This is a genomic window from Serinicoccus profundi (assembly GCF_008001015.1).
Lineage (GTDB): Bacteria > Actinomycetota > Actinomycetes > Actinomycetales > Dermatophilaceae > Ornithinicoccus > Ornithinicoccus profundi.
The window spans coordinates 2496078-2514012 of sequence record NZ_CP042862.1 but is presented as its reverse complement, the minus strand read 5'-3'; the positions used below and the strand labels follow the sequence as shown (position 1 = coordinate 2514012).

The following is a 17935-nucleotide window of genomic DNA, read 5'->3' as shown; positions in this document are numbered from 1 at the left end:
CGAGCGCGCTGCCCACCCCGGCCCCCACACCGCACCGCACTGACCACGAGAGACAAGCAGAGAAGAGAGACTGTGGCACTCGACGTCCTCACGGACCTCAACAAGGTCCGCAACATCGGCATCATGGCGCACATCGATGCCGGCAAGACGACGACCACCGAGCGGATCCTGTTCTACACCGGCATCAACTACAAGATCGGTGAGACGCACGACGGCGCGTCGACGATGGACTGGATGGAGCAGGAGCAGGAGCGCGGCATCACGATCACGTCCGCCGCGACGACCTGTTTCTGGAAGGACACCCAGATCAACATCATCGACACCCCCGGGCACGTCGACTTCACGGTCGAGGTGGAGCGCTCGCTGCGCGTCCTCGACGGTGCGGTCGCGGTGTTCGACGGCAAGGAGGGTGTCGAGCCGCAGTCCGAGACGGTGTGGCGTCAGGCCGACAAGTACGACGTGCCGCGCATCTGCTTCGTCAACAAGATGGACAAGCTCGGTGCGGACTTCTACTTCACCGTGCAGACGATCAAGGACCGCCTGGGCGCGACCCCGCTGGTCGTCCAGATCCCGATCGGCTCCGAGAGCGACTTCATCGGTGTCGTCGACCTGGTGAAGATGCGCGCGCTCACGTGGCGCGGCGAGGTCGAGAAGGGTGAGGACTACGCCGTCGAGGAGATCCCCGCGGACCTCCAGGCCAAGGCCGAGGAGTACCGCGAGCAGCTGCTCGAGCAGGTGGCCGAGGCCAGCGACGACCTCATGGAGAAGTACCTCGAGGACGGAGACCTGAGCGAGGAGGACCTGGTCGCGGGCATCCGCGCCATGACCGTCACCTCGCAGGCCTACCCGGTCCTGTGCGGCTCGGCCTTCAAGAACAAGGGCGTGCAGCCGATGCTGGACGGCGTCATCTCCTACCTGCCCTCGCCGCTGGACGTGCCGCCGATGATCGGCCACGACCCCAACGACGAGACGGTCGAGCTGACCCGCAAGCCGGACTCCTCCGAGCCCTTCTCCGGGCTGGCCTTCAAGGTCGCCACCCACCCGTTCTTCGGGACCCTGACCTACGTCCGCGTCTACTCCGGCAAGATCGACGCCGGTCAGCCGGTCTACAACGCGACGAAGGGCAAGAAGGAGCGCATCGGCAAGCTGTTCCAGATGCACTCCAACAAGGAGAACCCGGTGAGCTCGGCCTCGGCCGGCCACATCTACGCGATGATCGGGCTCAAGGACACCACCACCGGTGACACGCTGTCCGACATGAACCAGCACATCCTGCTGGAGTCGATGAGCTTCCCGGAGCCGGTCATCCACGTGGCCATCGAGCCCAAGACCAAGGGTGACCAGGAGAAGCTGTCCACGGCCATCCAGAAGCTGGTCCAGGAGGACCCGACCTTCACGGTGCGCCTGGACGAGGAGACCGGCCAGACCGTCATCGGCGGTATGGGTGAGCTCCACCTGGACGTCTTCGTCGACCGGATGAAGCGTGAGTTCAAGGTCGAGGCCAACGTGGGCGCCCCGCAGGTCGCCTACCGCGAGACCATCAAGAAGGCCGTGGAGAAGTACGACTACACCCACAAGAAGCAGACCGGTGGGTCGGGCCAGTTCGCCAAGGTGCAGCTGACCTTCGAGCCGCTGGACACCGCCGAGGGTGAGCTCTACGAGTTCGACAACTCCGTCACCGGTGGTCGCGTACCCAAGGAGTACATCCCCTCGGTGGACCAGGGCATCCAGGACGCCATGCAGGTCGGCATCCAGGCCGGGTACCCGGTCGTGGGCATCAAGGCCACCCTGCTGGACGGCGCATACCACGACGTCGACTCCTCGGAGATGGCGTTCAAGATCGCCGGCTCGATGGCCTTCAAGGAGGCCGCCCGCCGCGCCAACCCGGTGCTGCTCGAGCCGATGATGGCCGTCGAGGTCCGGACCCCGGAGGACTACATGGGGGACGTCATCGGCGACCTCAACTCCCGCCGCGGTCAGATCCAGTCCATGGAGGACATCTCCGGTGCCAAGGTCGTCAAGGCCGTGGTCCCGCTGTCCGAGATGTTCGGGTACGTTGGTGACCTCAGGTCCAGGACCCAGGGTCGTGCCAACTACACGATGCAGTTCGACTCCTACGCCGAGGTTCCCAAGAATGTCGCCGAGGAGATCATCAAGAAGGTCCGCGGCGAGTGATCCCGTTCACTCCGTCCGCGGAGTGATGGACCGAGCAACACCCATCCCAGACGTCGCTCCGGCACCCAGCCGGTGACGATTGCACATCGCAAGTCCAACAGGAGGACATCCAAGTGGCGAAGGCCAAGTTCGAGCGGAGCAAGCCGCACGTCAACATCGGCACCATCGGTCACATCGACCACGGCAAGACCACCCTCACGGCTGCCATCTCCAAGGTGCTGCACGACAAGTACCCGGAGTTGAACGAGGCGTCGCCCTTCGACTCCATCGACAAGGCGCCGGAGGAGAAACAGCGCGGGATCACGATCTCGATCGCGCACATCGAGTACCAGACGGAGAAGCGTCACTACGCTCACGTCGACTGCCCGGGTCACGCCGACTACGTCAAGAACATGATCACCGGCGCGGCCCAGATGGATGGGGCGATCCTCGTGGTCGCCGCCACCGACGGCCCGATGCCGCAGACGAAGGAGCACGTCCTCCTGGCCCGCCAGGTCGGCGTCCCCTACATCGTCGTGGCCCTCAACAAGGCCGACATGGTCGACGACGAGGAGATCATGGAGCTCGTCGAGATGGAGGTCCGCGAGCTGCTGTCCTCCTACGAGTTCCCCGGTGACGACCTGCCCGTCGTCAAGGTCTCCGCGCTCAAGGCGCTGGAGGGCGACGAGGAGTGGGGCAAGACCGTCCTCGAGCTCATGGACACCGTGGATGAGTACATCCCGGAGCCGGAGCGCGACCTGGACAAGCCGTTCATGATGCCGGTCGAGGACGTCTTCACGATCACCGGTCGTGGCACCGTCGTCACCGGTCGTATCGAGCGCGGCATCCTCAAGGTCAACGAGGAGATCGAGATCGTCGGTATCCGTCCTGGCTCGACCAAGACGACCGTCACCGGCATCGAGATGTTCCGCAAGCTGCTCGACGAGGGTCGTGCGGGTGAGAACGTCGGCCTCCTGCTGCGTGGCACCAAGCGCGAGGACGTCGAGCGCGGCCAGGTCATCGTCAAGCCGGGCACGATCACCCCGCACACCGAGTTCGAGGCGCAGGCCTACATCCTGTCCAAGGACGAGGGTGGCCGGCACACGCCGTTCTACGACAACTACCGTCCGCAGTTCTACTTCCGGACCACGGACGTCACCGGTGTCGTGCACCTGCCCGAGGGCACCGAGATGGTCATGCCCGGCGACAACACCGACATGAAGGTCGAGCTGATCCAGCCGATCGCCATGGAGGAGGGCCTGATGTTCAACATCCGCGAGGGTGGCCGTACCGTCGGCGCCGGCCGGGTCACCAAGATCCTCAAGTGATCTGACCCGCTCACGCGCGAGCAAGCCCCCGTCACCTTCGTGGTGACGGGGGCTTTCTCGTGCGGGGGAGTGGTGCCCCTGGCCGGAGCGGCACCGACGCGGGTCGAGGCCCGGAGCAGGTGCCTGGTACCGCACCGAGGCCGATTTGAGGTCGACCCCCGCCGCATGGCACACTAGACAGGTTGCTTGACGCGCGGCGTACACCCATGTGTGCACCGCCGGCCGTACGGCACGCTTCCTGCGGGACGCGGGCGACGGCAGCGCAAGCCCCGGCCGAGCCGGGCACGGACACAGCCCAGATCGATCTGAGGATTCCTGGGTGACGTCCGCGGGAGGCGCGACACGCCCGACCGCGGGGGTCGGTGAAAGGCCCGACGGACCGGACCACGAATGTTCCAGATGGACGACGAGAGAGAGTCAGACAAGCGATGGCGGGACAGAAGATCCGCATCCGGCTGAAGTCGTACGACCACGAGGTCATCGACAGCTCGGCGCGCAAGATCGTTGACACGGTGACCCGTGCTGGCGCCACGGTGGTCGGCCCGGTGCCGCTGCCGACGGAGAAGAATGTCTTCTGCGTCATCCGGTCGCCGCACAAGTACAAGGACAGCCGCGAGCACTTCGAGATGCGTACCCACAAGCGGCTGATCGATATCGTCGACCCCACCCCCAAGGCGGTCGACTCCTTGATGCGTCTCGACCTCCCGGCGGACGTCAACATCGAGATCAAGCTGTGAGTGTGACGACGATGACTACTACGACTACTGCAGCGACCACGACGCGCACCTTCAAGGGTGTGCTCGGCGAGAAGCTCGGCATGACCCAGGTCTGGGACGCCGAGAACCGTCTCGTCCCGGTCACGGTCATCAAGGCCGGCCCGGCCGTCGTCACCCAGGTGCGCAACGCGCAGACCGACGGGTACGACGCCGTGCAGATTGCGTTCGGCGCGATCGACCCGCGCAAGGTGACCCAGCCGCTCAAGGGCCACTTCGCCAAGGCCGGCGTCACGCCGCGCCGGCACGTGGCCGAGCTGCGCACCGCTGACGCCGCCGACTACGAGCTCGGCCAGGAGATCACGGCCGAGGCGTTCGAGGGCGGCCAGAAGGTGGATGTCACCGGCACCACCAAGGGCAAGGGCTTCGCCGGCGTCATGAAGCGTCACGGCTTCCACGGTGTGAGCGCCTCCCACGGTGCGCACCGCAACCACCGCAAGCCGGGATCCATCGGTGGCTGCGCCACCCCGGGTCGCGTCTTCAAGGGCATGCGCATGGCCGGCCGTATGGGCGGCGAGCGCCAGACCACCTCGAACCTGACCGTCCACGCCGTGGACGCGGACAAGGGCCTGCTGCTCATCAAGGGTGCCGTTCCCGGCCCCCGCGGCGGCGTCGTCCTCGTGCGCACGGCCGCGAAGGGTGCGTGAACCAGACATGACCACCATCACCATCACCAAGCCCGCCGGTGGTGACGCCGGCACCGTGGACCTGCCCGCCGAGCTCTTCGACGTGCAGACCAACGTGCCGCTCATCCACCAGGTCGTCGTGGCCCAGCTGGCCGCGGCCCGCCAGGGCACGCACTCCACCAAGACCCGCGGCGAGGTCCGCGGCGGTGGCCGCAAGCCCTACCGCCAGAAGGGGACCGGCCGGGCGCGTCAGGGCTCGACCCGCGCCCCGCAGTTCGCCGGCGGTGGCACGGTGCACGGCCCCCAGCCGCGCAACTACGCCCAGAAGACCCCCAAGAAGATGAAGGCCGCCGCTCTGCGCGGTGCTCTGTCGGACCGCGCCCGTCACGGTCGCATCCACGTGCTGTCCGCGCTGGTCGAGGGCGAGCTGCCCTCGACGCGCACGGCACGGACCGCGCTGCAGGCGCTGTCGGACCGGCCCAACTTCCTCGTGGTCCTGAACCGCACGGAGGAGCTGGCGTTGCGCAGCGTGCGCAACATGCCCGACGTCCACGTGCTGTTCGTCGACCAGCTCAACACCTACGACGTGCTGTGCTCGGACGACGTGGTCTTCACCCAGGCCGCCCTGGACACCTTCATCTCCGGCGTGAGCGCCGCGACTGCCGAGGAGACCAAGTGAGCACCAGCACCTTCAGCACCCAGAAGGACCCTCGCGACATCCTGCTGTCGCCGGTCGTGTCCGAGAAGTCGTACGCGCTGCTGGACCAGGGCAAGTACACCTTCCTGGTCGACCCGCGCGCCAACAAGTCGCAGATCAAGAAGGCCGTGGAGTCGATCTTCGACGTCAAGGTCTCCTCGGTGCACACCCTCAACCGCAAGGGCAAGGCCCGTCGCACGCGGTTCGGGATGGGGCGGCGCAAGGACACGAAGCGGGCGATCGTCACGCTGCGTGAGGGTTCCATCGACATCTTCGGCACGCTCTGAGCGCCGGGGCACGAGACGAGAAGCTAGAGGACTTTCGATAATGGCTATTCGCAAGTACAAGCCGACGACGCCGGGCCGACGTGGCTCCAGCGTGGCCGACTTCGTCGAGGTGACCCGGACGACGCCGGAGAAGTCGCTGGTCAAGCCGCTGTCGAAGACCGGTGGACGCAACGCGTCCGGCCGGATCACGACGCGGCACATCGGTGGCGGGCACAAGCGCGCCTACCGGGTGATCGACTTCCGACGCGCGGACAAGGACGGCGTCAACGCCAAGGTCGCGCACATCGAGTACGACCCCAACCGCACGGCCCGCATCGCGCTCCTGCACTACACGGACGGCGAGAAGCGCTACATCATCGCGCCGAACCGGCTCAAGCAGGGCGACACGATCGAGAACGGCCCCTCGGCGGACATCAAGCCGGGTAACAACCTGCCGCTGCGCAACATCCCGGTCGGTACCGTCATCCACGCCATCGAGCTCCGGCCCGGCGGTGGAGCCAAGATCGCCCGTTCGGCCGGGGCGCGCGTCCAGCTGGTCGCCAAGGAGGGCAGCATGGCGCAGCTGCGCATGCCCTCCGGTGAGATCCGCAACGTCGACGCCCGCTGCCGCGCCACCATCGGCGAGGTCGGCAACGCCGAGCAGAGCAACATCAGCTGGGGCAAGGCCGGCCGGATGAGGTGGAAGGGCAAGCGCCCGACCGTCCGTGGTGTCGTCATGAACCCGGTCGACCACCCGCACGGTGGTGGAGAGGGCCGCACCTCCGGTGGCCGCCACCCGGTGAGCCCCTGGGGTCAGCCCGAGGGCCGTACCCGCAAGCCCAACAAGCCCAGCGACAAGCTCATCGTGCGTCGTCGCCGGACCGGCAAGAAGCGCTGAGTTTAGGAGCAGTCCCGCATATGCCTCGCAGCCTGAAGAAGGGCCCGTTCGTCGACGACCACCTCACCAAGAAGGTGGACGCTCAGAACGAGGCCGGTACCAAGAACGTCATCAAGACCTGGTCCCGCCGGTCGATGATCACCCCCGACATGCTCGGCCACACGCTGGCCGTGCACGACGGCCGCAAGCACGTCCCGGTCTTCGTGACCGAGTCGATGGTCGGCCACAAGCTCGGTGAGTTCGCTCCGACCCGTACGTTCAAGGGTCACGAGAAGGACGACAGGAAGGGTCGCCGCCGATGACGACCACCACGAACACCACGGAAGAAGGATTCGTCATGGAAGCCAAGGCGCAGGCGCGGTTCGTCCGCGTGACGCCGATGAAGGCCCGCCGTGTCGTCGACCTCATCCGGGGCAAGAGCGTCCCGGAGGCGCAGGCCCTCATGCGGTTCGCGCCGCAGAGCGCCAGCGAGCCGGTGCTCAAGGTCCTGAACAGCGCGGTCGCCAACGCCCGGCACGCCGCCGACAACAGCGGCGCCGGCATCGACGAGACGCGTCTCGTCGTCTCGGCCGCCTACGTCGACGAAGGCCCGACCATGAAGCGGTTCCGGCCGCGGGCCCAGGGTCGCGCCAGCCGGATCAACAAGCGCACGAGCCACATCACCGTGGTCGTCACCGAGCAGATCAAGGGAGGTGCCCGCTGATGGGGCAGAAGATCAACCCGAACGGCTACCGCCTGGGCATCACGACCGACCACCGCAGCCGCTGGTTCGCCGACTCCACGAAGGAGGGTCAGCGCTACCGCGACTACGTGAAGGAAGACGTCGCGATCCGTGAGCTGCTGTCCACCGGCATGGACCGGGCAGGCATCTCCAAGGTCGAGATCGAGCGGACCCGTGACCGGGTCCGGGTCGACATCCACACCGCCCGCCCGGGCATCGTCATCGGTCGCCGCGGCGCCGAGGCCGACCGCCTGCGCGGCGCGCTGGAGAAGCTCACCGGCAAGCAGGTGCAGCTCAACATCCTCGAGGTGAAGAACCCCGAGGTCGACGCGCAGCTGGTCGCCCAGGGCATCGCCGAGCAGCTGGCCGCCCGCGTGACGTTCCGTCGCGCGATGCGCAAGGGGATGCAGTCCTCGCTGCGCGCCGGCGCCAAGGGCATCCGGATCCAGTGCTCGGGTCGTCTCGGCGGCGCGGAGATGTCCCGCTCGGAGTTCTACCGCGAGGGCCGGGTCCCGCTGCACACCCTGCGCGCCAACATCGACTACGGCTTCTACGAGGCCAAGACGACCTTCGGCCGCATCGGCGTGAAGGTCTGGATCTACAAGGGCGACCTCACCGCCAAGGAGCTGGCCCGCGAAGAGGCCCAGGCCCCCAGCGGGCGTGGTGGCGACCGCCGTGGTGGCCGTGGCGGCCGCGGTGGCCCCGCCGGAGACCGCGGCGAGCGCCGTGGTCGTGCCCCGCGTCGTGACGACGCGGCGACCTCCGAGCAGGCTCCCGCGAGCGGTCAGAACGAGTCGGCGACGGCCGCCCCCGCTACCACCGAGGGAGAGCAGTCCTGATGTTGATTCCCCGTCGCGTCAAGCACCGCAAGCAGCACCACCCCGGCCGCTCCGGCAACGCCAAGGGTGGCACCCAGCTCGCGTTCGGTGACTACGGCATCCAGGCGCTCGCGCCGGCCTACGTCACCAACCGGCAGATCGAGTCCGCGCGTATCGCCATGACCCGCTACATCAAGCGTGGCGGCAAGGTGTGGATCAACATCTACCCGGACCGTCCGCTGACCAAGAAGCCGGCCGAGACCCGCATGGGTTCCGGTAAGGGTTCGCCCGAGTGGTGGATCGCCAACGTCAAGCCGGGCCGCGTCATGTTCGAGCTGTCCGGTGTGTCCGAGGACGTCGCCCGTGAGGCGCTGCGTCTGGCGATGCACAAGCTGCCCATGAAGACCCGTTTCGTCTCCCGTGAGGGTGGTGACATCTGATGGCTGTCGGTTCCAAGAACCTGACCCCCGAGCAGCTGCGAGGCCTGGAGGACGGCCCCCTGGCCGATGCTCTGGCCGAGGCCAAGAAGGAGCTGTTCAACCTGCGCTTCCAGTCCGCCACCGGGCAGCTGGAGAGCCACGGCCGCCTGCGCGCCGTCCGCAAGGACATCGCGCGCATCTACACCGAGATGCGCGAGCGCGAGCTCGGCATCGGCCGTGAGTCCAACGAGAACGAGAAGGTGGGCTGAGCATGAGCGAGAGCACCCAGACCGAGAGCACCGAGTCGATCGAGGCGCACGAGCCCAGCGAGAGCTCGCTCGGCCACGGCGGCAACCGCAACTACCGCAAGGCCCGTCAGGGCTACGTCGTCAGCGACAAGATGGACAAGACGATCGTCGTCCAGGTCGAGGACCGCGTGAAGCACGCCCTGTACGGCAAGGTGCTGCGGACGACCAACAAGGTCAAGGCGCACGACGAGGAGAACGCCGCCGGTATCGGCGACCGTGTCCTCATCATGGAGACCCGACCGCTGTCGGCCACCAAGCGGTGGCGGCTGGTCGAGATCCTCGAGAAGGCCAAGTAAGCCTCACCCACGCACGGGGTCTGCGGACCCCGCGAACGAACCCTCTCATCCACGACGTCTGGCCAGGCTCGACCCCGACGGGGTCGAGAACCAGTCGGCAGTAGGAGAACGAACAGTGATCCAGCAGGAGTCGCGACTGCGCGTCGCCGACAACACCGGTGCCAAGGAGCTCCTGTGCATCCGCGTGCTCGGCGGTTCCGGCCGCCGCTACGCGGGCATCGGGGACACCATCGTGGCGACCGTGAAGGACGCCATCCCTGGTGGCAATGTCAAGAAGGGCGATGTCGTCAAGGCGGTCATCGTCCGCACCCGCAAGGAGCGCCGTCGTCCCGACGGCAGCTACATCCGTTTCGACGAGAACGCAGCGGTCATCCTCAAGAACGACGGTGACCCCCGCGGTACCCGCATCTTCGGCCCGGTGGGCCGCGAGCTGCGCGACAAGCGGTTCATGCGCATCGTCTCGCTCGCACCGGAGGTGATCTGAGCTATGGCGAAGATGAAGATCAAGAAGAACGACCTCGTGCAGGTCATCGCCGGCAAGGACAAGGGCCTTCAGGGCCGGGTCATCGCCGTGCACACCGAGACCGGCCGGGTGCTGGTCGAGGGTGTCAACCGCATCACCAAGCACACGCGTGCCGGTGGTCAGCGGGGCGTCAACACCGGTGGCATCCAGGTCCAGGAGGCGCCCATCCACATCTCCAACGTGATGGTCGTCGACCCGGAGACCAAGACGCCGACCCGGATCAAGACCCGGGTCGAGCAGGTGGACCGCGATGGCCGCATCAAGACGGTGCGCACCCGTGTCGCGGTGCGCTCGGGTAAGGACCTGTGAGCATGACTGACACCATCACCGAGACCACCGAGTCGCAGGCCGGCACCAGCACCTCCGCCGGTGCGGAGCCGCGCGTCAAGGCGCAGTACCGCCAGGACATCGTCCCGGCCATGACCGAGCAGTTCGGCTACGCCAACCCGATGCAGGTGCCCGGGCTGGTCAAGATCACCGTCAACATGGGCGTCGGCGAGGCAGCTCGCGACAGCAAGCTCATCGAGGGCGCGATCCGTGACCTGGCCACGATCACCGGTCAGAAGCCGTCGGTCACCAAGGCCCGCAAGTCCATCGCGCAGTTCAAGCTGCGCGAGGGTATGCCGATCGGTGCGCACGTCACCCTGCGCGGCGACCGCATGTGGGAGTTCCTGGACCGCCTGCTCGCCCTGGCGCTGCCGCGCATCCGTGACTTCCGCGGTCTGTCGCCGCGTCAGTTCGACGGCAACGGCAACTACACCTTCGGTCTCAACGAGCAGTCGATGTTCCACGAGATCGACCAGGACAAGATCGACCGGGTCCGCGGCATGGACATCACCGTGGTGACCACCGCCAAGACCGACGACGAGGGCCGGGCGCTGCTCAAGCACCTGGGCTTCCCGTTCAAGGAGAACTGACCGATGGCCAAGACCGCCCTCATCAACAAGGCCAACCGCAAGCCGAAGTTCAAGGTGCGCGCCTACACCCGCTGCCAGCGGTGCGGCCGTCCCCACTCGGTCTACCGCAAGTTCGGCCTGTGCCGGATCTGCCTGCGCGAGATGGCGCACGCCGGCGAGCTGCCGGGCGTCACCAAGTCGAGCTGGTGACGCGGGTCCTCCCGCCCACCACTCGGCATACCACTCACTGACGTAACCCAACCTGGAACATCGAAGGTCGCCCCGGGCTCATGCCCGGGGGGAAACCGCGATGAGAAAGGGCATGAAGCCCATGACCATGACCGACCCGATCGCGGACATGTTGACTCGGATCCGGAACGCCAACTCGGCGCACAAGGACCAGGTCTCCATGCCGTACTCCAAGCTGAAGGCGACCATCGCCGACATCCTCAAGGCCGAGGGCTACATCGCCTCCTGGTCCTCTGCGGATGCCGAGGTGGGGACCACGCTGATCATCGACCTCAAGTACGGCCCCAACCGGGAGCGCTCCATCGCCGGCGTGCGCCGCGTCTCCAAGCCGGGCCTGCGTGTCTACGCGAAGTCCACCAACCTCCCGCGCGTGCTGGGCGGCCTGGGTGTGGCGATCATCTCGACGTCCTCCGGCCTGCTCACCGACCGTCAGGCGGCCGAGAAGGGCGTCGGCGGCGAAGTGCTCGCCTACGTCTGGTGACCCGGAGCAGAAGGTAAGGAGCTCACAAATATGTCTCGTATCGGACGACTCCCCGTCACCGTCCCCTCCGGTGTGGACGTGGCCATCAACGGCTCGACCGTCACCGTCAAGGGCCCCAAGGGCCAGCTCGCGCTCGACGTCGTCGAGCCGATCTCCGTGGCCACGGGCGACGACGGCAGCATCGAGGTGACCCGACCGGACGATGAGCGCGACTCGCGTTCGCGTCACGGCCTCACCCGCAGCCTCATCGCCAACATGGTCGAGGGGTGTGACCAACGGTTACACCAAGAAGCTGGAGATCCACGGCACCGGTTACCGAGTGGTGGCCAAGGGCAGCGACCTCGAGTTCGCGCTCGGCTACAGCCACTCCATCCTGATCAAGGCCCCGGAGGGCATCACCTTCCAGGTCGAGAACCCCACGCGGTTCTCGGTCACGGGTATCGACAAGCAGCAGGTCGGCGAGGTTGCCGCGAACATCCGCAAGTTGCGCAAGCCCGACCCGTACAAGGGCAAGGGCGTGCGCTACGAGGGTGAGCGCATCCGCCGCAAGGTCGGGAAAGGCTGGTAAGTAAGCCATGGCACAGATCGTCAAGCGCGCCAAGAGCAAGACCGCAGCACGGGGCCGTCGTCACGTGCGGCTGCGCAAGAAGGTCACCGGGACCGCCGAGCGTCCGCGCATCGTCGTCAACCGGTCCTCGCGTCACGTCTTCGTCCAGCTCGTGGACGACACCAAGAGCGCCACCCTGGCGTCCGCGTCGACCATGGAGGCGGACCTCCGCGCCCTGGACGGCGACAAGACGGCCAAGGCCAAGCGGGTCGGCGAGCTGCTCGCCGAGCGCGCGAAGGCTGCGGGCGTCGACGCAGCGGTCTTCGACCGTGGCGGCAACCGTTACGCCGGCCGCGTGGCCGCGATCGCGGAGGGCGCCCGCGAGGGCGGCCTGGCGCTCTGATTCGGACCTGCGAGAACGAGGAAAGAGGACCTTTCGATGGCTGGTGATTTCCAGCGACGTGGAGCCGGGTCCGGCTCTGCGTCCGGCGACTCCCGCGACAACCGTCGCGGTGGCCGAGACAACAACAACCGAGACAACCGTGATGGCCGTGGCGGCCGCGGTGGTCGGGACGACGACCGCAACCAGTACCTCGAGCGCGTCGTCACGATCAACCGCGTCGCCAAGGTGGTCAAGGGTGGTCGTCGCTTCAGCTTCACCGCGCTGGTCGTGGTGGGTGACGGTGACGGCACCGTGGGTGTCGGATACGGCAAGGCCAAGGAGGTGCCCGCGGCGATCTCCAAGGGCGTCGAGGAGGCCAAGAAGAACTTCTTCCGCGTCCCCCGGATCGGCGGGACCATCCCGCACCCGATCCAGGGTGAGGCTGCGGCCGGGGTCGTCATGCTCAAGCCGGCCAGCCCGGGTACCGGTGTCATCGCCGGTGGCCCGGTCCGCGCCGTGCTGGAGTGCGCCGGCATCCACGACGTCCTGAGCAAGTCGCTCGGGTCGAGCAACTCGATCAACATCGTGCACGCCACCGTTACGGCGCTGCAGGGTCTCGAGCAGCCGGAGGCCGTCGCGGCCCGCCGGGGCAAGTCCCTCGAGGAGGTCGCGCCTCACGCCATGCTCAAGGCTCGTGCTGAGGCCGCGGCCGAGGCGAAGGCGGGTGCCTGATGGCCAAGCTCAAGGTGACCCAGATCAAGTCCACCGTCGGCACGAAGCACATGCACCGGGAGACCGTCCGGAGCCTGGGCCTCAAGCGGATCGGTGACACCGTCGTCAAGGAGGACCGCCCGGAGTTCCGGGGTATGGTCCGCACGGTCGCCCACCTGGTGACCGTGGAGGAGGTTGACTGATATGGCCGACAGCACCACCCGCCGTGAGGCGGCCGCGCTGAAGGTGCACCACCTGCGTCCGGCCCCCGGAGCCAAGACCGCCAAGACCCGCGTGGGTCGAGGCGAGGCGTCCAAGGGCAAGACTGCCGGTCGTGGCACCAAGGGCACGAAGGCCCGGTACCAGGTGCCGGCGACCTTCGAGGGCGGTCAGACCCCGATGCACATGCGGCTGCCCAAGCTGCGTGGGTTCAAGAACCCGTTCAAGGTGACCTACCAGGTCGTCAACCTCGACCAGCTCGCCATCCTCTTCCCCGAGGGCGGCACGGTCGGGCCCCAGGAGCTCGTCGCCAAGGGCGCGGTCCGCAAGGGCCAGCCCGTCAAGGTGCTCGGCACCGGCGAGCTCTCGGTGAAGCTCGACGTCACCGCCACGAAGTTCTCGGCCTCGGCCAAGGACAAGATCGAGGCGGCTGGCGGCAGCACCACCGAGGCCTGACCTACGGCATACCTCGACTGAGGCCCTGCGTCGCCCCGCGGCGCGGGGCCTCACGTCATTCCCACCCCCACCACCCGTGGTGTTATCGTCGGGACCGATTCATGCTCGCTCCCCGGGCGCATCGTCGCCCGCGACGACCGGCGCCAGGGGGACCCACAGGAGGACCTGAATGCTCTCCGCCTTCGTGCGCGCGTTCAAGACGCCCGATCTTCGCAAGAAGATCCTCTTCACGCTCGCGATCATGGCGCTCTACCGGCTCGGGACGCACATCCCGACCCCGGGCGTCGACTACGGCCTGGTGCAGCAGTGCCTCAACACCGCCGAGCTGTCCGGCAACGTGCTGGGGATGGTCAACCTGTTCTCCGGTGGCGCCATGGTGCAGCTGTCGGTCTTCGCGCTGGGGATCATGCCCTACATCACCGCGGCGATCATCGTGCAGCTGCTCACCGTCGTCATCCCTCGCTTCGAGCAGCTGAAGAAGGAGGGGCAGGCGGGTCAGACGAAGATGACCCAGTACACCCGCTACCTCACCATCGGGCTGGCGGTGCTGCAGGCCTCGACCCTGGTGACGATCGCGCGTGAGCCGGCCCGACTCTTCGGCACGACCTGCACCTCGGTCATGCCTGACGACGGCATCTGGACACTGTCTCTCATGGTCCTGGTCATGACCGCGGGGACCGGCCTCATCATGTGGATGGGTGAGCTCATCACCGAGAAGGGCGTCGGCAACGGGATGTCCCTGCTCATCTTCATCTCGATCGCCGCCGGCTTCCCCGCCGCGCTCGGAGCGATCTACCAGAGCTCGGTGACGACCTTCGTCCTCGTCATGCTCCTCGGGCTGGTCATCATGACCCTCGTCGTCTACGTCGAGCAGTGCCAGCGCCGGATCCCGGTGCAGTACGCCAAGCGGATGGTGGGTCGGCGCCAGTACGGCGGCACCTCGACCTACATCCCGCTCAAGCTCAACATGGCCAACGTCATCCCCATCATCTTCGCGAGCTCGATCCTCATGCTCCCCTCGCTGCTGGCCAACTTCAACCGGCCCACGGAGGCCGGGGCCACCGCTCCGGGGTGGGTGAGCTTCATCGACCGCTACCTGTCGATGGGGGCCACAGGGTCCGGCACGCACTGGGTCTACATGGTGCTCTACGCCGCCATGATCATCTTCTTCTGCTTCTTCTACACCTCCGTGACGTTCAACCCGACCGAGGTCGCGGACAACATGAAGCGCTACGGCGGGTTCATCCCCGGGATCCGGGCCGGACGGCCGACCGCGGAGTACCTCGAGTACGTCATCAACCGCATCACCACCCCCGGTGCGTTGTACCTCGCCGGCCTGGCCCTCATCCCGCTCATCGCCTTCAACGCCCTGGGCGTGGCCAACTTCCCGCTGGGTGGAGCCTCGATCCTCATCATCGTGGGTGTCGGTCTGCAGACCGTGAAGCAGATCGAGTCCCAGCTCCAGCAGCACGACTACGAAGGGTTCCTCCGCTGATGCGTCTCATCATGCTCGGTCCGCCCGGTGCCGGTAAGGGCACCCAGGCCGTCCACGTTTCCGCGGCCCACGGTATCCCCGCCATCTCCACGGGTGACATCTTCCGCGCCAACATCAAGGAGGAGACCGACCTCGGTCTCCAGGTGAAGCAGATCACCGCGTCGGGGGGCTACGTGCCCGACGCGATCACCAATGCCATCGTCCGCGACCGGCTGGCGCAGGACGACACCGCGCCGGGCTTCCTCCTCGACGGCTACCCCCGCACCACCGGTCAGGTGGAGGCGCTGGATGAGATGCTCGGTGACGCCGGTCACCAGCTCGATGCCGTGGTGGAGCTCACCGTGGACACCGACGAGGTCGTGCAGCGGCTGCTGACGCGCGCCCAGGAGCAGGGTCGCGCCGACGACACCGAGGACGTCATCCGGGAGCGCATGCGGTTGTATGCCGAGGAGACGGCCCCGCTCGCGGCCCGCTACAAGGAGCGCGGTCTCCTCCGGCGGGTCGACGGGATGGGCGAGGTCGCCGAGGTGACCGCCCGGATCGAGGCGGCCCTGGAGGACCTCGCCGGGGCGCCCGCCGGCGGGTCGGGCGACGCCGACGTCCGCTGATGTCGATCTTCCGTCGCGGGCGACGCATCGAGGGCAAGACGCCGGAGCAGCTGCTCGCCATGCGACGGGCCGGGCAGGTCGTGGGCGACACGCTCACCCTGGCCTCCGAGCGGGCCGTCGCGGGCATCACGACCCGCGAGCTCGACGCGCTGGCCGAGGACGCCATCCGCAGCGCGGGGGCCACGCCCAGCTTCCTGGGGTACCACGGCTTCACCGGCAGCCTGTGCATCTCGGTCAACGACGAGGTCGTGCACGGCATCCCGGGTGACCGGGTGCTCGCCGACGGCGACCTGGTCTCCATCGACTGCGGAGCGATCGTCGACGGGTGGCACGGCGACGCCGCGCTGAGCCTCGTCGTGGGGGGCCGGGAGCGGGGCAGTGCCGCCGACCTCGCCCTCATGGACGACACCGAGGCCTCGCTCTGGGCCGGTATGGCTGCGCTGCGTCCCGGAGGCCGGCTGTTCGCGGTGGGGGACGCCGTGGAGGAGTCGGTCGACGAGGCGCTGGAGCGCCGGCGGCGCGAGGGGGTGCCCGGGGTCGAGACCTACGGGATCCTCGAGGACTACACCGGTCACGGCATCGGCCGGGAGATGCACATGGACCCGCACGTCCCCAACTACGGCGTGACCTCGACCGGCCCCACGGTGCCCTCAGGTGCGACCTTCGCCATCGAGCCGATGGTGACTCTCGGCACGATCGAGACCAGGACGCTCGATGACGACTGGACGGTCGTCACCTCCGACGGCAGCCGCGCGGCGCACTGGGAGCACACCGTCGCCGTGACCGACGCCGGCCTGTGGGTGCTGACAGCCGTCGACGGGGGAGAGGCCGGCCTCGCGCGCGTCGGCGCCACGTTCGCGCCCCTCGCCGACTGAGGCGGTCCGGTCGCCCCGGTGGCCGGATTGGGTCGAAGGCTCGCTCGTCCCGTAGGATGGTGCGTCGGCCCTCCGTGGGTCGAGTCCAGTGCAATTCAGGGAATGTGGAGGACATGGCGAAGAAGGACGGCGTCATTGAGATCGAGGGCTCGGTAGTCGAGGCCCTCCCGAACGCGAACTTCCGGGTAGAGCTGACCAACGGACACGTGGTCCTGGCTCACATCTCCGGGAAGATGCGGCAGCACTACATCCGGATCCTCCCTGAGGACCGGGTCGTGGTGGAGCTCAGCCCGTACGACCTGACCCGCGGTCGCATCGTCTTCCGTTACCGCTGAGGTCCAGGGGCCCTCGGCCCCGGACCGCACACATCCCGTACAGATCCCACCCACCCGAAGGCAGGAAGCCATGAAGGTTCAGCCGAGCGTGAAGAAGATCTGCGACAAGTGCAAGGTGATCCGCCGTCACGGGCGAGTCATGGTGATCTGCGAGAACCTGCGCCACAAGCAGCGTCAGGGCTGAGCAGAGAGCCACGAGCCACGCGCGTCGCAGCTTCGATGCGTCGTCAACCACAACTTCATACCGTCACGACCTAGAAGAACGCAGCACCCGACCCCCGCCGACCGGCGGGACGTCACCTCCGGCCGCGAGAGCCGGGGACCGCGGGCGAACGAGCCCACCAGACGATGCGGACCGGTGCTGCGCCAGACTCTCGCGCATCACTCAAGGAGCACTGCCACATGGCACGACTCATCGGTGTCGACCTGCCGCGCGACAAGCGCGTCGAGGTCGCCCTCACCTACATCTTCGGCGTGGGACGCACCCGCGCCGTGCAGACGCTGGCGGCGACGGGTGTCGACCCGTCCACCCGCGTCAAGGACCTGACGGAAGAGCAGCTGGTCGCCCTGCGTGACCACCTCGAGGGCAGTTTCCGCCTCGAGGGTGACCTCCGCCGTGAGGTGGCCGCCGACATCCGCCGCAAGGTGGAGATCGGCAGCTACCAGGGCCTGCGGCACCGCCGCGGCCTCCCGGTGCACGGTCAGCGCACCAAGACCAACGCGCGCACCCGCAAGGGCCCCAAGCGCACCGTCGCCGGCAAGAAGAAGGCCGGCAAGTAATCACGGTCGACGGGGGCTCCGCCCCCCGACGGCCCCGCAGCTGCGACTGGCAACGACGCCCGGGTCAGCTGAGC

At 67.5% G+C, this 17935-nt stretch carries 28 protein-coding genes and 1 pseudogene; all 29 read left to right on the top strand.

Translation table 11 applies throughout. The features are described 5' to 3' along the window. Positions 1-72: 72 nt before the first annotated feature. Entirely contained in the window at positions 73-2175 is a 2103-nt protein-coding gene (gene fusA / locus FA582_RS11670) for an elongation factor G (RefSeq protein ID WP_010148676.1), read from the top strand. A 113-nt stretch (positions 2176-2288) separates the two neighbouring features. Next, entirely contained in the window at positions 2289-3482 is a 1194-nt protein-coding gene (gene tuf / locus FA582_RS11665; protein WP_010148675.1) for an elongation factor Tu, read from the top strand. 428 nt (positions 3483-3910) lie between these two features. Continuing rightward, on the top strand, positions 3911-4219 hold the full coding sequence (gene rpsJ, locus FA582_RS11660; RefSeq protein WP_006946210.1) for a 30S ribosomal protein S10: 309 nt from the start codon (positions 3911-3913) through the stop codon (positions 4217-4219). An 11-nt stretch (positions 4220-4230) separates the two neighbouring features. Beyond that, a complete protein-coding gene (gene rplC, locus FA582_RS11655) occupies positions 4231-4902 on the top strand; it encodes a 50S ribosomal protein L3 (RefSeq protein WP_081480617.1) in 672 nt (223 codons plus the stop codon). A gap of 7 nt (positions 4903-4909) precedes the next feature. Next, positions 4910-5560: a 50S ribosomal protein L4 gene (gene rplD, locus FA582_RS11650; protein ID WP_010148670.1), complete on the top strand. Its 651-nt coding sequence runs from the start codon at positions 4910-4912 to the stop codon at positions 5558-5560. After that, positions 5557-5865: a 50S ribosomal protein L23 gene (gene rplW / locus FA582_RS11645; protein WP_010148669.1), complete on the top strand. Its 309-nt coding sequence runs from the start codon at positions 5557-5559 to the stop codon at positions 5863-5865. The genes rplD and rplW overlap by 4 nt, the downstream gene beginning before the upstream one ends. 40 nt (positions 5866-5905) lie before the next feature. Next, a complete protein-coding gene (gene rplB / locus FA582_RS11640; protein WP_010148668.1) occupies positions 5906-6742 on the top strand; it encodes a 50S ribosomal protein L2 in 837 nt (278 codons plus the stop codon). 20 nt (positions 6743-6762) lie between these two features. Next, a complete protein-coding gene (gene rpsS, locus FA582_RS11635; protein WP_010148667.1) occupies positions 6763-7044 on the top strand; it encodes a 30S ribosomal protein S19 in 282 nt (93 codons plus the stop codon). A gap of 35 nt (positions 7045-7079) precedes the next feature. Then, entirely contained in the window at positions 7080-7445 is a 366-nt protein-coding gene (rplV, locus tag FA582_RS11630; RefSeq protein WP_010148666.1) for a 50S ribosomal protein L22, read from the top strand. Next, positions 7445-8302, top strand: coding sequence for a 30S ribosomal protein S3 (gene rpsC / locus FA582_RS11625; RefSeq protein ID WP_010148665.1), 858 nt, complete (start codon positions 7445-7447; stop codon positions 8300-8302). The genes rplV and rpsC overlap by 1 nt, the downstream gene beginning before the upstream one ends. Beyond that, entirely contained in the window at positions 8302-8721 is a 420-nt protein-coding gene (gene rplP / locus FA582_RS11620; protein ID WP_010148664.1) for a 50S ribosomal protein L16, read from the top strand. The genes rpsC and rplP overlap by 1 nt, the downstream gene beginning before the upstream one ends. Then, positions 8721-8969: a 50S ribosomal protein L29 gene (gene rpmC, locus FA582_RS11615; protein ID WP_010148663.1), complete on the top strand. Its 249-nt coding sequence runs from the start codon at positions 8721-8723 to the stop codon at positions 8967-8969. The genes rplP and rpmC overlap by 1 nt, the downstream gene beginning before the upstream one ends. A gap of 2 nt (positions 8970-8971) precedes the next feature. Further along, positions 8972-9304: a 30S ribosomal protein S17 gene (gene rpsQ, locus FA582_RS11610; protein WP_010148662.1), complete on the top strand. Its 333-nt coding sequence runs from the start codon at positions 8972-8974 to the stop codon at positions 9302-9304. Positions 9305-9419: 115 nt separating this feature from the next. Beyond that, positions 9420-9788: a 50S ribosomal protein L14 gene (gene rplN / locus FA582_RS11605; RefSeq protein WP_010148661.1), complete on the top strand. Its 369-nt coding sequence runs from the start codon at positions 9420-9422 to the stop codon at positions 9786-9788. A 3-nt stretch (positions 9789-9791) separates the two neighbouring features. Next, positions 9792-10136 carry a 50S ribosomal protein L24 gene (rplX, locus tag FA582_RS11600; RefSeq protein WP_010148660.1) on the top strand — a complete coding sequence of 115 codons (345 nt, stop codon included), beginning with the start codon at positions 9792-9794 and terminating at the stop codon, positions 10134-10136. A gap of 2 nt (positions 10137-10138) precedes the next feature. Beyond that, positions 10139-10744, top strand: coding sequence for a 50S ribosomal protein L5 (gene rplE / locus FA582_RS11595; RefSeq protein WP_010148659.1), 606 nt, complete (start codon positions 10139-10141; stop codon positions 10742-10744). 3 nt (positions 10745-10747) lie between these two features. Continuing rightward, positions 10748-10933 (top strand): type Z 30S ribosomal protein S14, encoded by a 186-nt coding sequence (locus FA582_RS11590; RefSeq protein ID WP_010148658.1) that lies wholly within the window; start codon positions 10748-10750, stop codon positions 10931-10933. 121 nt (positions 10934-11054) lie between these two features. After that, positions 11055-11453 (top strand): 30S ribosomal protein S8, encoded by a 399-nt coding sequence (rpsH, locus tag FA582_RS11585; protein WP_010148657.1) that lies wholly within the window; start codon positions 11055-11057, stop codon positions 11451-11453. Between the two features lie 30 nt (positions 11454-11483). Beyond that, positions 11484-12021: pseudogene (gene rplF / locus FA582_RS11580) on the top strand (50S ribosomal protein L6). Between the two features lie 7 nt (positions 12022-12028). Then, entirely contained in the window at positions 12029-12403 is a 375-nt protein-coding gene (gene rplR / locus FA582_RS11575) for a 50S ribosomal protein L18 (RefSeq protein WP_010148655.1), read from the top strand. 36 nt (positions 12404-12439) lie between these two features. Further along, a complete protein-coding gene (gene rpsE, locus FA582_RS11570; protein WP_010148654.1) occupies positions 12440-13114 on the top strand; it encodes a 30S ribosomal protein S5 in 675 nt (224 codons plus the stop codon). Then, positions 13114-13296: a 50S ribosomal protein L30 gene (rpmD, locus tag FA582_RS11565; RefSeq protein WP_010148653.1), complete on the top strand. Its 183-nt coding sequence runs from the start codon at positions 13114-13116 to the stop codon at positions 13294-13296. The genes rpsE and rpmD overlap by 1 nt, the downstream gene beginning before the upstream one ends. 1 nt (position 13297) lies before the next feature. Next, entirely contained in the window at positions 13298-13768 is a 471-nt protein-coding gene (gene rplO / locus FA582_RS11560; RefSeq protein WP_010148652.1) for a 50S ribosomal protein L15, read from the top strand. 169 nt (positions 13769-13937) lie between these two features. Continuing rightward, the gene (gene secY / locus FA582_RS11555; protein ID WP_010148651.1) at positions 13938-15263 is read left to right on the top strand and encodes a preprotein translocase subunit SecY; all 1326 of its coding nucleotides are present in this window, start codon (positions 13938-13940) and stop codon (positions 15261-15263) included. After that, positions 15263-15871 (top strand): adenylate kinase, encoded by a 609-nt coding sequence (locus tag FA582_RS11550; protein WP_010148650.1) that lies wholly within the window; start codon positions 15263-15265, stop codon positions 15869-15871. The genes secY and FA582_RS11550 overlap by 1 nt, the downstream gene beginning before the upstream one ends. Beyond that, positions 15871-16746 (top strand): type I methionyl aminopeptidase, encoded by an 876-nt coding sequence (gene map / locus FA582_RS11545; protein ID WP_010148649.1) that lies wholly within the window; start codon positions 15871-15873, stop codon positions 16744-16746. The genes FA582_RS11550 and map overlap by 1 nt, the downstream gene beginning before the upstream one ends. 113 nt (positions 16747-16859) lie before the next feature. Then, positions 16860-17081, top strand: coding sequence for a translation initiation factor IF-1 (infA, locus tag FA582_RS11540; RefSeq protein ID WP_010148648.1), 222 nt, complete (start codon positions 16860-16862; stop codon positions 17079-17081). A 70-nt stretch (positions 17082-17151) separates the two neighbouring features. Next, positions 17152-17265, top strand: coding sequence for a 50S ribosomal protein L36 (rpmJ, locus tag FA582_RS11535; protein ID WP_010148647.1), 114 nt, complete (start codon positions 17152-17154; stop codon positions 17263-17265). A 218-nt stretch (positions 17266-17483) separates the two neighbouring features. After that, positions 17484-17861 (top strand): 30S ribosomal protein S13, encoded by a 378-nt coding sequence (gene rpsM, locus FA582_RS11530; RefSeq protein ID WP_010148645.1) that lies wholly within the window; start codon positions 17484-17486, stop codon positions 17859-17861. Positions 17862-17935 lie beyond the last annotated feature (74 nt).

Coding starts and splice junctions, on each gene's coding strand:
- rpsJ (WP_006946210.1), top strand. CDS start 3,911: ATGGCGGGACAGAAGATCCGCATCCGGCTGAAGTCGTACGACCACGAG.
- rplC (WP_081480617.1), top strand. CDS start 4,231: ATGACTACTACGACTACTGCAGCGACCACGACGCGCACCTTCAAGGGT.
- rplD (WP_010148670.1), top strand. CDS start 4,910: ATGACCACCATCACCATCACCAAGCCCGCCGGTGGTGACGCCGGCACC.
- rplB (WP_010148668.1), top strand. CDS start 5,906: ATGGCTATTCGCAAGTACAAGCCGACGACGCCGGGCCGACGTGGCTCC.
- rpsS (WP_010148667.1), top strand. CDS start 6,763: ATGCCTCGCAGCCTGAAGAAGGGCCCGTTCGTCGACGACCACCTCACC.
- rplV (WP_010148666.1), top strand. CDS start 7,080: ATGGAAGCCAAGGCGCAGGCGCGGTTCGTCCGCGTGACGCCGATGAAG.
- rpsC (WP_010148665.1), top strand. CDS start 7,445: ATGGGGCAGAAGATCAACCCGAACGGCTACCGCCTGGGCATCACGACC.
- rplP (WP_010148664.1), top strand. CDS start 8,302: ATGTTGATTCCCCGTCGCGTCAAGCACCGCAAGCAGCACCACCCCGGC.
- rpmC (WP_010148663.1), top strand. CDS start 8,721: ATGGCTGTCGGTTCCAAGAACCTGACCCCCGAGCAGCTGCGAGGCCTG.
- rpsQ (WP_010148662.1), top strand. CDS start 8,972: ATGAGCGAGAGCACCCAGACCGAGAGCACCGAGTCGATCGAGGCGCAC.
- rplX (WP_010148660.1), top strand. CDS start 9,792: ATGGCGAAGATGAAGATCAAGAAGAACGACCTCGTGCAGGTCATCGCC.
- rplE (WP_010148659.1), top strand. CDS start 10,139: ATGACTGACACCATCACCGAGACCACCGAGTCGCAGGCCGGCACCAGC.
- FA582_RS11590 (WP_010148658.1), top strand. CDS start 10,748: ATGGCCAAGACCGCCCTCATCAACAAGGCCAACCGCAAGCCGAAGTTC.
- rpsH (WP_010148657.1), top strand. CDS start 11,055: ATGACCATGACCGACCCGATCGCGGACATGTTGACTCGGATCCGGAAC.
- rplR (WP_010148655.1), top strand. CDS start 12,029: ATGGCACAGATCGTCAAGCGCGCCAAGAGCAAGACCGCAGCACGGGGC.
- rpsE (WP_010148654.1), top strand. CDS start 12,440: ATGGCTGGTGATTTCCAGCGACGTGGAGCCGGGTCCGGCTCTGCGTCC.
- rpmD (WP_010148653.1), top strand. CDS start 13,114: ATGGCCAAGCTCAAGGTGACCCAGATCAAGTCCACCGTCGGCACGAAG.
- rplO (WP_010148652.1), top strand. CDS start 13,298: ATGGCCGACAGCACCACCCGCCGTGAGGCGGCCGCGCTGAAGGTGCAC.
- secY (WP_010148651.1), top strand. CDS start 13,938: ATGCTCTCCGCCTTCGTGCGCGCGTTCAAGACGCCCGATCTTCGCAAG.
- FA582_RS11550 (WP_010148650.1), top strand. CDS start 15,263: ATGCGTCTCATCATGCTCGGTCCGCCCGGTGCCGGTAAGGGCACCCAG.
- map (WP_010148649.1), top strand. CDS start 15,871: ATGTCGATCTTCCGTCGCGGGCGACGCATCGAGGGCAAGACGCCGGAG.
- infA (WP_010148648.1), top strand. CDS start 16,860: ATGGCGAAGAAGGACGGCGTCATTGAGATCGAGGGCTCGGTAGTCGAG.
- rpmJ (WP_010148647.1), top strand. CDS start 17,152: ATGAAGGTTCAGCCGAGCGTGAAGAAGATCTGCGACAAGTGCAAGGTG.
- rpsM (WP_010148645.1), top strand. CDS start 17,484: ATGGCACGACTCATCGGTGTCGACCTGCCGCGCGACAAGCGCGTCGAG.